This is a genomic window from Pseudomonas glycinae (assembly GCF_001594225.2).
In the GTDB taxonomy this organism is placed as follows: domain Bacteria; phylum Pseudomonadota; class Gammaproteobacteria; order Pseudomonadales; family Pseudomonadaceae; genus Aquipseudomonas; species Aquipseudomonas glycinae.
The window spans coordinates 3,534,093-3,546,067 of the sequence record NZ_CP014205.2 but is presented as its reverse complement, the minus strand read 5'-3'; the positions used below and the strand labels follow the sequence as shown (position 1 = coordinate 3,546,067).

General features: G+C 58.6%; 12 protein-coding genes. All 12 read right to left on the bottom strand.

Annotated features, from left to right (window positions below):
* The 12 genes from lpxA to tsf all read right to left on the bottom strand — a co-directional run bounded on the left by lpxA (position 1) and on the right by tsf (position 11,920).
* On the bottom strand, positions 1 to 777 hold the full coding sequence (gene lpxA, locus AWU82_RS16045) for an acyl-ACP--UDP-N-acetylglucosamine O-acyltransferase (RefSeq protein WP_064379014.1): 777 nt from the start codon (positions 775 to 777) through the stop codon (positions 1 to 3).
* The gene (fabZ, locus tag AWU82_RS16040) at positions 774 to 1,214 is read right to left on the bottom strand and encodes a 3-hydroxyacyl-ACP dehydratase FabZ (RefSeq protein ID WP_003222142.1); all 441 of its coding nucleotides are present in this window, start codon (positions 1,212 to 1,214) and stop codon (positions 774 to 776) included. The genes lpxA and fabZ overlap by 4 nt, the downstream gene beginning before the upstream one ends.
* Before the next feature lie 106 nt (positions 1,215 to 1,320).
* Positions 1,321 to 2,376, bottom strand: coding sequence for a UDP-3-O-(3-hydroxymyristoyl)glucosamine N-acyltransferase (gene lpxD / locus AWU82_RS16035; protein WP_064379013.1), 1,056 nt, complete (start codon positions 2,374 to 2,376; stop codon positions 1,321 to 1,323).
* Between the two features lie 3 nt (positions 2,377 to 2,379).
* A complete protein-coding gene (locus AWU82_RS16030) occupies positions 2,380 to 2,883 on the bottom strand; it encodes an OmpH/Skp family outer membrane protein (protein ID WP_003222140.1) in 504 nt (167 codons plus the stop codon).
* Positions 2,884 to 2,928: 45 nt separating this feature from the next.
* Positions 2,929 to 5,304 (bottom strand): outer membrane protein assembly factor BamA, encoded by a 2,376-nt coding sequence (bamA, locus tag AWU82_RS16025; protein WP_064379012.1) that lies wholly within the window; start codon positions 5,302 to 5,304, stop codon positions 2,929 to 2,931.
* Between the two features lie 74 nt (positions 5,305 to 5,378).
* On the bottom strand, positions 5,379 to 6,731 hold the full coding sequence (gene rseP / locus AWU82_RS16020; RefSeq protein WP_064379011.1) for a sigma E protease regulator RseP: 1,353 nt from the start codon (positions 6,729 to 6,731) through the stop codon (positions 5,379 to 5,381).
* A 53-nt stretch (positions 6,732 to 6,784) separates the two neighbouring features.
* Positions 6,785 to 7,975, bottom strand: coding sequence for a 1-deoxy-D-xylulose-5-phosphate reductoisomerase (gene ispC, locus AWU82_RS16015; RefSeq protein WP_064384036.1), 1,191 nt, complete (start codon positions 7,973 to 7,975; stop codon positions 6,785 to 6,787).
* Positions 7,972 to 8,778, bottom strand: coding sequence for a phosphatidate cytidylyltransferase (locus AWU82_RS16010; RefSeq protein ID WP_011332686.1), 807 nt, complete (start codon positions 8,776 to 8,778; stop codon positions 7,972 to 7,974). Before AWU82_RS16010 ends, ispC begins: the two co-directional genes overlap by 4 nt.
* Entirely contained in the window at positions 8,778 to 9,533 is a 756-nt protein-coding gene (uppS, locus tag AWU82_RS16005) for a polyprenyl diphosphate synthase (protein ID WP_064379010.1), read from the bottom strand. The genes AWU82_RS16010 and uppS overlap by 1 nt, the downstream gene beginning before the upstream one ends.
* Positions 9,534 to 9,547: 14 nt before the next feature.
* A complete protein-coding gene (frr, locus tag AWU82_RS16000) occupies positions 9,548 to 10,105 on the bottom strand; it encodes a ribosome recycling factor (RefSeq protein ID WP_011332684.1) in 558 nt (185 codons plus the stop codon).
* Positions 10,102 to 10,845 (bottom strand): UMP kinase, encoded by a 744-nt coding sequence (gene pyrH, locus AWU82_RS15995; RefSeq protein ID WP_011332683.1) that lies wholly within the window; start codon positions 10,843 to 10,845, stop codon positions 10,102 to 10,104. The genes frr and pyrH overlap by 4 nt, the downstream gene beginning before the upstream one ends.
* A 211-nt stretch (positions 10,846 to 11,056) precedes the next feature.
* The gene (gene tsf / locus AWU82_RS15990; RefSeq protein WP_011332682.1) at positions 11,057 to 11,920 is read right to left on the bottom strand and encodes a translation elongation factor Ts; all 864 of its coding nucleotides are present in this window, start codon (positions 11,918 to 11,920) and stop codon (positions 11,057 to 11,059) included.
* Positions 11,921 to 11,975: the final 55 nt, after the last annotated feature.

Genomic DNA, 11,975 nt, shown 5'->3' with positions numbered 1-11,975 from the left:
TCAGCGGGTGATGCCGCGGGTCGACGACTGGATGGAGTCACGGAACACCGCGACCTCCGGGAACTGGGCGGACAGTTCGGCCAGCTCGGCCAATGCCTGCTCAACGGTCAGTCCCTGGCGATACACCGTTTTGTACGCACGGCGCAGGGCGTGGATGGCGTCTTCGCTGAAACCGCGACGGCGCATGCCCTCGAAGTTCATGCTACGCGCTTCGGCCGGGTTGCCAAATACGGTGACGAACGCCGGAACATCCTTGCCGATGGCCGTGCCCATGCCGGAAAAGCTGTGGGCACCAATGTGGCAATACTGATGCACCAGGGTGAAACCGGACAGGATCGCCCAGTCATCAACGTGCACATGGCCGGCCAGCGCAGTGTTGTTGACCAGAATGCAGTGGTTGCCGATGACGCTGTCATGTCCGATGTGGGCATAGGCCATGATCAGGTTGTGATCACCCAGGGTCGTTTCGGAACGATCCTGAACGGTGCCACGGTGAATCGTCACGCCTTCGCGGATGACGTTGTGGTCACCGATCACCAGGCGGGTTTCTTCGCCCTTGTATTTCAGGTCCGGCGTGTCTTCGCCTACCGAGGAAAACTGGTAGATGCGGTTGTGCTTGCCGATACGGGTCGGACCTTTGAGGATCACGTGTGGCCCGATGACCGTACCCTCGCCGATTTCCACACCTGCACCGATGATCGACCACGGGCCGACCTCGACGCCATCAGCCAGGACGGCCGATGGATCGATGATTGCGCGAGGGTCAATCAAACTCATAGCTTGCGTTCCGCACAGATGATTTCAGCCGAGCAGACCGGTTTGCCATCGACCGAAGCCTGGCATTCGAACTTCCAGATCTGACGCTTGCAACTGATGAACTTGGCTTCCAGGATCAACTGATCGCCCGGCAGCACTGGCTGGCGGAAACGCAGTTTGTCGGAGCCAACGAAGTAATAAAGGGTGCCGTCGGCCGGTTTCACGTCAAGCATCTTGAAACCGAGGATCCCGGCAGCCTGAGCCATGGCTTCGATGATCAGCACACCCGGCATGATCGGGTGCGCCGGGAAGTGACCGTTGAAGAACGGCTCGTTGATGCTGACATTCTTGTAGGCGCGAATGCGCTTGCCTTCCGTATCCAGCTCCACTACCCGATCCACCAGCAGGAACGGGTAACGGTGAGGCAGGTATTCGCGAATCTCGTTGATGTCCATCATTTCGGGGGGAAGCCTATGTAAAGATTGGGAGCGCGACTGACGCGCACTCCTCTAGCAAATCAAGGAGGCAGTCCAGAGGCTGTGCACACTTGATATGGAAATGGTATCAGCCTTCAGATGAAGCATTACCGTCGGGGGTCACTTCCCCGAACCGCTTTTCCAGCTGTTTCAAACGTCGCGCGATGTCATCGAGCTGACGAATACGGGCCGCGCTTTTGCGCCATTCGGCCGCAGGTTGCATGGCTGTGCCGGAAGAATAGGCACCCGGCTCGGTAATCGAGTGGGTCACCATGGTCATTCCGGTCAGGAATACGTTGTCGCAAATATCGATGTGCCCTACCAGGCCAACACCCCCGGCGAGCATGCAGTGCTTGCCGATTTTGGTGCTGCCGGAAATCCCCACGCATGCCGCCATGGCGGTGTGGTCACCGACCTGCACGTTGTGGGCGATCTGAATCTGGTTGTCGAGTTTCACGCCATTGCCGATCACGGTATCGGCCAACGCACCGCGGTCGATGGCGGTGTTCACGCCGATCTCCACATCGTCACCGATGGTCACGCCGCCGATCTGGGCGATCTTCTGCCAAACACCCTTCTCATTGGCAAAACCGAAGCCTTCACCGCCGAGCACGGCGCCGGACTGGATCACCACCCGCTTGCCGATCCGCACATCGTGATACAGCGTGACTCGCGGGGCCAGCCAGCCGCCCTCGCCGATTTCGCTGCGGGCTCCGACAACGCAATGCGCGCCGAGCGTCACGTCTGCACCGATTCGCGCACCGGCTTCGATCACCACGAAGGGACCGATACTGGCGCTCGGGTCGACCACGGCATCCTCGGCAATCACGGCCGTCGGATGGACGCCGGCAGCGGCCTTGGGTTTCGGATCAAACAGATGGGAAATGCGTGCGTAAGCCAGGTAAGGATCAGGCACCACCAGCGCATTACCGGCATAACCTTCCGCGTCGGCAGCCTTGAGCAACAGGGCTGCGGCTTGCGAGCCAGCCAGGTATTTACGGTATTGGGGGTTTGCCAGAAAGCTCAACTGAGCTGGGCCAGCCTCCTGCAAGGTGGCTAGCCCAGTGATTTGCTTCTCGGGGTCGCCACTCAGGGTGGCGCCGAGGAACTCGGCCAACTGGCCGAGCTTGATAGTCACGGTCATGGGTTACTTCAGCTGATTCATGCGCTCGATAACCTGGCGCGTGATGTCGTACTGAGGCTTGACATCGATCACTGCGCCACGCTCGAACACCAGGTCAAAACCACCTTTCTTGATGACTTCTTCCACTGCGCTATCCAGTTTCGGCTTCAGTTGCTTGAGCATTTCGCGGTCGGCAACGGCTTTTGCTTCATTCAGTTCCTTGGACTGGAACTGGAAGTCACGCGCCTTTTGCTTGAACTCAAGCTCCAGACGCTCGCGTTCGCCCTGCTGCATCTTGTCACCACCGGCCATCAGACGATCCTGAATACCCTTGGCGCTGCTTTCCAGTGTCTTGAGCTTGGTCAGTTGCGGGCCGAACTTTTTCTCCGCATCTACGGCGTACTTCTTGGCTGCGTCGGATTCCAGCAGTGCCATCTGATAGTTCAGAACGGCGATTTTCATGTCGGCAAATGCCGGGCCTGCCACCAGTACGGAGGCCAGGAGAACCAATTGAGTCAACTTACGCACGATGCACTCCTACAAAATCCATTGTCGTTGTCTTGGGTCAGACGCTTAGAACGTCTGGCCCAGGGAGAATTGGAACACTTGAGTTTCAGCTTCATCCGGTTTCTTGATCGGCATCGCCAGGGCAAAGCTCAGCGGGCCCAGCGCGGTGACCCAGGTCACACCGACACCGACGGAGCTGGCCATGTTGCTCAGACTGATGTCGTTGCACTTGGTGTTCGACGACGAGCCATTGGCGTTGGTAGTGTCCTTGCACTGCGAATCGAACACGTTACCCACATCCCAGAATACCGACGTACGCAGAGAGCGTTGATCCTTGACGAACGGTAGCGGGAACAGAACTTCCACGCCGCCCTGAATCAGGACATTGCCACCGAACGGCAGCGGGTCCTGGTCCGGGTCTACCGATGTACCCGGGTTGGTGCCACGGCTCGGGGTACTGCGCGGACCGAGCGTGCTGTCTTTAAAGCCACGTACCGAGTTGAAACCACCAGCATAGTAGTTTTCATAGAACGGCAAGCCGTCGGTCGAACCGTAGCCGTCACCATAGCCCAGCTCGGTGTGCAGACGCAGGGTGTAGTTTTCGCTGATCGGCTGGAACAACTGACCACGGTAGTCGAGCTTGTAGAACGACAGGTCGCTGCCTGGAATCGTGGTTTCCAGCGTCAAGCTCTGGGAACGGCCACGGGTTGGCAATACACCCTTGTTCAAGGTCGACTCGGACCAGCCGGCCGATGCCTTGAAGTTCAGGTAGTTATCACCTTCCTTGTTAACGAAGTCGAAAATCTCGTCAACGGTGTACTTACCGGTCTTGATCTTGTCCTGTTGAGCGGACAGACCAAAGGTCAATCGTGAAGTCTCGCTGATCGGGTAGCCCACGTTCACGCCGGCACCCAGGCTGTCGACCGCATAACTCGCTACGTCGACGTCGAGGTCTTTGTAGTCGGTGGTGCGGTAGAACGCGTTGTAACCCAGGCTCACGCCATCGGCGGTCCAGTAGGGGTCAACGTAGCCGAAGTTGTAGCGGCTCTGGTATTCGCTGCGGGTCAGACCGACGCTGACGCGGTTACCGGTACCGAGGAAGTTGTTCTGGGTGATCGAACCACCGAGGATCAGACCGGCGCTCTGGGCGAAACCGACGCTGGCAGTGATCGAACCGGAGGCCTGCTCTTCAACGCTGTAGTTCACGTCAACCTGGTCGTCGACACCTGGCACGGCCGGGGTTTCGACGTTGACCTCTTTAAAGAAGCCCAGACGCTCCAGACGGGTCTTGGACTGATCGATCAGGTAGGTTGAAGCCCAGCCACCTTCCATCTGACGCATTTCACGGCGCAGCACTTCGTCCTCGGACTTGGTGTTGCCACGGAAGTTAATGCGGTTGACGTAGGCACGCTTGCCCGGATCGACGGCAAACAGGATATCGACGGTGTGATCTTCGTCGTGCGGTTGTGGCACGCCGTTGACGTTGGCGAAGGTGTAACCCTCGTTGCCCAGACGACGGGTGATCAGTTCGGACGTGGTGGTCATCAGCTTGCGCGAGAACACCTGGCCTTTCTGCACCAGCAACAGGGATTTGACCTGGTCCTCAGGGACTTTCAGGTCACCGCTGAGCTTGACGTCACGAACAGTGTACTTCTCGCCTTCGTTGACGTTGACGGTGATGTAGACGTGCTTCTTGTCCGGGGTGATGGACACCTGGGTCGAAGCGATATCCATGTTGATATAGCCGCGATCCAGGTAGTAGGAACGCAGACGCTCCAGGTCACCGGACAGCTTTTCACGAGCGTACTTGTCGTCGTTCTTGAAGAACGACAGCCAGTTGGTGGTTTTCAGTTCGAACAGGTCGGTCAGGTCTTCCTCGGGGAAAACCGTGTTGCCCACCACGTTGATGTGCTGAATGGCGGCGACGGTGCCTTCGTTGATCTTCACTTTCAGGCCGACGCGGTTGCGCGGCTGCGACACCACTTCGGTATCGACGGTAGCCGAGTAACGACCTTGTGCAACGTATTGACGCTGCAGCTCGTTACGCACACCTTCAAGGGTCGCGCGCTGGAAGATCTCGCCTTCGGCCAGACCGGATTGCTTGAGGCCTTTCATCAGGTCTTCGGTGGAGATCGCCTTGTTGCCTTCGATCTCGATGCTGGCGACCGAGGGACGCTCGACGACAGTGATCACCAGGACGTTGCCTTCGCGGCCCAGCTGGATATCTTGAAAGAAACCGGTTTTGAACAACGCACGAGTGGATTCCACCAGGCGACGATCATCCGCCTGCTCGCCGACGTTCAACGGCAAGGCACCAAAGACGCTACCCGCGGAGACCCGCTGGAGGCCATTGACGCGAATATCAGAGATAGTGAAGGACTCGGCGTGAACTTCGGCGATCATCAATACGGTGAGAACCGCAGTTAGCAGCAGACGTTTCATGAAGTCCTTTCTTATTCCAACTGGCAATAAACAAACTGCCGCAAAATGCGGCAGATTCGCAATTCAGCGAAGCGTTACAGACGACCCAGATCGTTGACCAGAGCAAGCAACATCACTCCGACCACCAAGCTGATACCAATCTGTATCCCCCAACCTTGCACCCGATCCGACAAGGGACGACCACGCGCCCACTCGATCAGATAAAACAACAAATGCCCCCCATCCAGCACAGGAATGGGCAGCAAATTCAGAACCCCCAGGCTAATACTCAGATAAGCAAGGAAATTCAGGAAATCAGCGACGCCCGACTGGGCAGAAGCGCCCGCCACTTTAGCAATGGTTATCGGTCCACTCAAGTTTTTTACCGAGAGCTCGCCGAAGAGCATTTTCTTCAGTGAATCCAGCGTCAGGACGCTCATGGTCCAGGTACGACGGGCACCCTCACCAATCGCTGCCAAAGGACCGTAGCTGACCTCGCGAATCATTTCCGGTGGCCAGTCGACAGCCTTCACGCCCGCCCCCAGGTAACCGCTTGGCGACTTCTTCTCACCACGTGCAGCCAATGTCACAGGGACGTCGATTTGAACACCGTCGCGCTCGACGCGCAGCACGATTTTGGTATCAGGACGCGTACGAACGGTGTCGACCACCTGCTGCCAGTCATCCAGCGCCTTGCCATCAAGCGTCAGCAGACGGTCGCCGGTTTTCAGCCCGGCTGCCTGGGCCGGACCTTTCGGGTCGAGTTCGGCAAGAACTGGCGGCAACGCCGGACGCCAAGGGCGAATGCCGAGGGAGCGAATCGGATCCGGCTCGTCAGCCCCCTTGAGCCATTTATCGAGTGCCAGCTCACGCGGCGTATCAGCCGTGGAACCCTGCTCGCGCACCAGTAACTGCAGTGAACCGCTTTCGCCCAGACGCCGCACCAGTTGCAGATTGACCGCAGCCCAGCCCGAGGTCGGCTCACCGTCGATCGCGACGATTTCCTGACCGGCGCTCAGTCCAGCTGTCGCGGCGATGCTGCCGGGCTCGACAGAACCGATGACCGGGCGAACCTGCTCGCTGCCGAGCATGGCCAGCACCCAGAAGAACACCAGCGCCAGCAGAAAGTTGGCCACAGGGCCGGCCGCGACGATGGCAATGCGCTGACGTACGGACTTGCGATTGAATGACTGATGAAGCTGATCGGCCGGTACTTCGCCTTCGCGCTCATCAAGCATCTTGACGTAGCCACCCAGCGGAATGGCCGCGACCACGAACTCGGTGCCCTGTTTGTCATGCCAGCGCAGCAGCGGCATGCCGAAGCCCACGGAGAAACGCAGAACCTTGACGCCACAGCGACGCGCGACCCAGAAATGGCCGAATTCGTGAAAGGTGACCAGCACACCCAGAGCGATCAGGGTGCCGGCAATCATATAGAGCGCGCTCATCTACTTTCTCCGCAATCCTGTCCAGTGCCGCGTGAAGCCATCTGTTGCAAAACCTACCGGCCGTAACGAGTCAGCCACTGCCCGGCCAATGTACGGGCGGTTGCATCGGCGGTGAACACCGCATCGAGATCATCCAGCGCCACCACAGGCTCCAGATTCAAGACCTCCTCGATGATACTCGCGATTTCCAGGTAGCGAACCCGTCCGTCGAGAAACGCCGCAACCGCCACTTCATTCGCCGCATTGAGCATGGCCGGGGCGCTGTTTCCCGCCTCGGCCGCCTGCCGCGCAAGCCGCAGGCACGGGAAGCGCTCTTCGTCGGGCGCTTCGAAATCCAGGCGTGCTACAGCGAACAGATCCAGAGGCGCCACGCCCGAATCGATACGCTCCGGCCATGCCAATGCATTGGCAATCGGCGTGCGCATGTCGGGATTGCCCAGCTGCGCCAGCACCGAACCGTCCACATAGTCGACCAGTGAATGAATCACACTCTGCGGATGAATCACCACTTCAACTTGCGAAGGTCTGGCATCGAACAACCAGCAGGCTTCGATCAATTCGAGCCCTTTGTTCATCATGCTGGCCGAATCCACGGAAATCTTGCGCCCCATCGACCAGTTCGGGTGGGCACAGGCCTGGTCCGGTGAAACATGCGCCAATTCGGCCATTGGCGTCTGCCGGAAAGGACCACCGGAAGCTGTCAGCAAAATCCGACGAACCCCGACGTTACCCAGCCCGCGAGCAAAGTCCTGCGGCATGCACTGGAAAATTGCGTTGTGTTCGCTGTCGATCGGCAACAGGACCGAGCCGCTCTTGCGCACCGCCTGCATGAACAAGGCGCCGGACATGACCAGCGCTTCCTTGTTGGCCAGAAGAATCTTCTTGCCCGCCTCGACAGCCGCCAGAGTCGGGCGCAAACCCGCCGCGCCGACAATGGCCGCCATGACGGCATCCACCTCAGGCGCAGCAGCGACCTGACACAAGCCTTCCTCGCCAACCAGCACCTGCGTCGACAGGCCAGCGGCTCGTAAATCGTCCTGCAGGTTGCGGGCAGCACCGGCCTCCGGCACTACCGCATATTTGGGGAGATGGCGAACACACAGGGCAAACAGTTCGCTCAGACGGGTAAAACCGCTCAGGGCGAAAGCCTGATAACGATCCGGATGCCGAGCGATAACGTCCAGCGTACTCAGACCGATCGATCCGGTCGCGCCCAGGACGGTAATCTGCTGTGGGCGACTCACGATGCCGCCATCCACAACAGCACTGCAAAGACCGGGATCGCCGCCGTCAGGCTGTCGATGCGATCCAGCACGCCACCATGCCCCGGCAGCAGATTACTGCTGTCCTTGATGCCGGACTGGCGCTTGAACATGCTTTCGGTCAGATCACCCACCACAGAGATGAAGACAATCACCGCTGCACCGATCAACCCCTTGAACAGTTGCGCCACCGTCCAGTCACGGAACAGTGCGACCAGGGTGGTGATGACCAGGCTCAGCGCCAGACCGCCATACACGCCTTCCCAACTTTTGCCGGGACTGACTTGCGGCGCCAGCTTGCGCTTGCCGAATGCACGACCGGAGAAGTACGCCCCGATATCAGCCCCCCAGACCAGCACCATCACTGCCATGATCAACCAGTTACCGAGCGGGTACTGCTTGATCAGCACCAGCCCCTGCCAGGCAGGCAACAGAATCAGCAAGCCGATCACCAGTTTGCTGGCGGCACTGGACCAGCGCTCGCTGGAACGCGGATACGTCAGCACCAGCCAGGTCGCCAGTGCCCACCAGATTACCGAAGCACCCAGCACCCAAGGCGCCAGCCCCGGAAGGATGTACATGACAAACAGCATCAGCGCGACGACCGCCGCGTAGCCGACACGAAATGCCTGCGCGGTGAAACCGGCCAGACGCGCCCACTCCCAGGCACCCAGACTCACGACCAGCCCGATGAACAGAGCAAAGCCGGAACCTTCGAGCAGGAAAAAACCGCCCAGGGCGATCGGCAACAGAATCAGTGCAGTGATGATGCGTTGTTTAAGCATTAAACCCGGGCTCCAGCTTCGACCTGCTCACTCGTTTTACCGAAGCGACGCTGGCGCAAAGCGAAATCGGCCAGCGCATTGCGCATGGCTTCGTGTTTGAAGTCCGGCCAGAACAGGTCGGAGAAGTACAACTCGGCGTAAGCCAACTGCCACAAGAGGAAGTTGCTGATGCGATGCTCGCCGCCGGTGCGGATGCACAGGTCGGGCAACGGCAGATCACCAGTGACCAGACAGGTCTGCAGCAGATCCGGCGTGATGTCTTCCGGTCGCAGATGACCCGCCTGAACTTCACGCGCCAGACGCTGCGCCGCTTGCGCAATGTCCCACTGACCGCCGTAATTGGCGGCGATCTGCAGAATGAAGCGGTTGGCACCAGCGGTCATCGCTTCAGCCTCACGCATGGCTGCCTGAAGCTCGGGATGAAACCGCGTACGGTCGCCGATGATGCGCAGACTGATGTTGTTGTCGTTCAGGCGTTTGGCTTCACGACGCAGCGCCTTGAAGAACAGGTCCATCAAGGCGCTGACCTCGTCAGCCGGACGCTGCCAGTTTTCACTGGAAAAGGCGAACAGGGTGAGCACTTCGACCTTGGCCTCGGCACACACCTCGATCACCGCCCGCACAGCATCCACGCCAGCCTTATGCCCGGCGACACCCGGCATAAAGCGTTTTTTCGCCCAGCGATTATTGCCATCCATGATGATCGCGACATGGCGCGGCACCGTGGACGGCGCAGTCTGCTTGGTCTTGTCCATTTAAAACTCGACCCTTATACGGCCATCAGGTCTTTTTCTTTCTCGGCCAGCTTGGCGTCGATTTCAGCCACGAACTTCTTGGTCAGGTCGTCGATCTCGCCTGCGGCGCGACGCTCTTCGTCTTCGCTGATTTCCTTTTCCTTGACCAGATCCTTCAGGGAGCTGTTCGCATCGCGACGGATGTTGCGCACGGCAACACGGGCGTCTTCTGCCACGTCACGCGCCTGCTTGGTGAAACCGCGACGGGTTTCTTCGGTCAGGGCCGGCATGCTGATCAGCAGCAGCTCACCCAGATTGGTCGGGTTCAGGTTCAGACCCGCGCTACCGATAGCCTTGTCGACGGCGCCCAGCATGTTGCGCTCGAACGCAACGACTTGCAGCGTACGGGCATCCTTGACGGTGATGTTGGCCACTTGCTTGATCGGGGTATCAGCGCCGTAGTAAGGCACCATCACACCTTCCAGGATGCTTGGGTGTGCCTGACCGGTACGGATACGGCCGAAGTTGTGAGCCAGGGACTCAACGGATTTCGTCATGCGCTCTTTGGCGTCTTTCTTGATTTCGTTGATCATTGTTGGACTTCCTCGATCAGAGTGCCTTCAGCGCCACCATGCACGATGTTCAGCAGGGCGCCCGGCTTGTTCATGTTAAATACGCGCAGCGGCATCTTGTGATCGCGGCACAGGCAGATAGCCGTCAGATCCATTACACCCAGCTTGCGATCCAGCACTTCATCGTATGTCAGATGATCGAACTTCTCGGCATGCGGGTCTTTGAACGGGTCAGCGGTGTAGACGCCATCGACCTTGGTCGCCTTGAGCACGACGTCCGCGTCGATTTCAATGGCGCGCAGACAGGCTGCCGAATCCGTGGTAAAGAACGGATTGCCGGTACCGGCCGCGAAAATCACCACATCCTTGGAGTTCAGGTGGCGCATGGCCTTGCGACGGTCATAGTGGTCGGTCACGCCAACCATGGAAATGGCCGACATCACGATGGCCGAGATATTGGCACGTTCCAGCGCGTCGCGCATGGCCAGGGCGTTCATCACAGTGGCCAGCATGCCCATGTGGTCGCCCGTGACCCGATCCATGCCGGCCTTGCTCAGCGCTTCACCGCGGAACAGGTTGCCACCACCAATCACCAGACCGACCTGAACGCCGATACCGACCAGCTGGCCGACTTCCAGCGCCATGCGATCCAGCACTTTCGGATCGATCCCGAACTCTTCCGAGCCCATCAGGGCCTCGCCGCTAAGCTTGAGTAGAATGCGTTTATAGCGAGCCTGATAACCACTGCCCTGCTGAGCCATTGCGAATCTCTCCTGCGGCGTATTTTAAAAATTCTTTGCGAGCTGTTTACAGCTGGCGTTCACTCTAGCTTGGCGCTGCTTCAGCGCCATCGGAACATGGCTTTGTAAGTCAGTTCCAAGGGGAAACCAATTAAAAATTGATAACCCTATCTGAAAAGAGGCTGCGCGCGTGAGCGGGCAGCCTCTTTCGGGCGACAGTTGAAAAACTGTCTTATTGCTTGGCGGCAGCCAGCTGGGCAGCAACTTCTTCAGCGAAGTTGTCGACCGGCTTCTCGATGCCTTCGCCTACTTTGAAGTAGGTGAAGGAAACGATTTCAGCGCCGCCTTTCTTGGCCAGCTCGCCAACCTTGATTTCAGGGTTCTTGACGAACGCCTGCTCAACCAGGCTCGCTTCTGCCAGGAACTTGCTGATACGGCCCTTGACCATGTTCTCAACAATGTTTTCTGGCTTGCCTTTGATTTTTTCTTCGTTCAGCTGCAGGAACACAGCTTTTTCACGCTCAATCGCTTCGTCGGAGACTTGCGAAGGCAGCAGGAACTCAGGGTTGCTTGCAGCAACGTGCATCGCGATGTCTTTGGCCAGCTCGACGTCGCCGCCTTTCAGGACAACAGCAACACCGATCTTGTTGCCGTGCAGGTAGGTGCCGACGACGTCGCCTTCTACGCGCACCAGGCGACGAATGTTGACGTTCTCGCCTACTTTGGCAACCAGTGCTTCGCGAGCAGCTTCTTGAGCAGCGATCAGCGGAGCAGCGTCGGTCAGCTTGTCAGCGAATGCTTTGTCGACGCTGGCAGCAACGAAGTTTTTGAAGTCGTCCTGCAGAGCCAGGAAGTCGGTCTGCGAGTTGACTTCGATCAGAACGGCAGCCTTGCCGTCGTCCTTGATGGCGATAGCGCCTTCAGCGGCAACGTTGCCAGCTTTCTTGGCAGCCTTGATGGCGCCCGAAGCACGCATGTCATCAATGGCTTTTTCGATGTCGCCGCCAGCCTTTTCCAGGGCTTTCTTGCAATCCATCATGCCTTCGCCGGTACGCTCGCGCAGTTCTTTGACCAACGCTGCAGTAATTGCTGCCATTTTCAAATTCCTCTTGGATAGGTTTTCAACCATTCCACCCGATCGAACGGGCGTT

What these genes read in the sequence shown, in the direction of transcription:
- lpxA (WP_064379014.1), bottom strand. Translation starts at nt 777, where the DNA reads ATGAGTTTGATTGACCCTCGCGCAATCATCGATCCATCGGCCGTCCTG.
- fabZ (WP_003222142.1), bottom strand. Translation starts at nt 1,214, where the DNA reads ATGATGGACATCAACGAGATTCGCGAATACCTGCCTCACCGTTACCCG.
- lpxD (WP_064379013.1), bottom strand. Translation starts at nt 2,376, where the DNA reads ATGACCGTGACTATCAAGCTCGGCCAGTTGGCCGAGTTCCTCGGCGCC.
- bamA (WP_064379012.1), bottom strand. Translation starts at nt 5,304, where the DNA reads ATGAAACGTCTGCTGCTAACTGCGGTTCTCACCGTATTGATGATCGCC.
- rseP (WP_064379011.1), bottom strand. Translation starts at nt 6,731, where the DNA reads ATGAGCGCGCTCTATATGATTGCCGGCACCCTGATCGCTCTGGGTGTG.
- AWU82_RS16010 (WP_011332686.1), bottom strand. Translation starts at nt 8,778, where the DNA reads ATGCTTAAACAACGCATCATCACTGCACTGATTCTGTTGCCGATCGCC.
- uppS (WP_064379010.1), bottom strand. Translation starts at nt 9,533, where the DNA reads ATGGACAAGACCAAGCAGACTGCGCCGTCCACGGTGCCGCGCCATGTC.
- frr (WP_011332684.1), bottom strand. Translation starts at nt 10,105, where the DNA reads ATGATCAACGAAATCAAGAAAGACGCCAAAGAGCGCATGACGAAATCC.
- pyrH (WP_011332683.1), bottom strand. Translation starts at nt 10,845, where the DNA reads ATGGCTCAGCAGGGCAGTGGTTATCAGGCTCGCTATAAACGCATTCTA.
- tsf (WP_011332682.1), bottom strand. Translation starts at nt 11,920, where the DNA reads ATGGCAGCAATTACTGCAGCGTTGGTCAAAGAACTGCGCGAGCGTACC.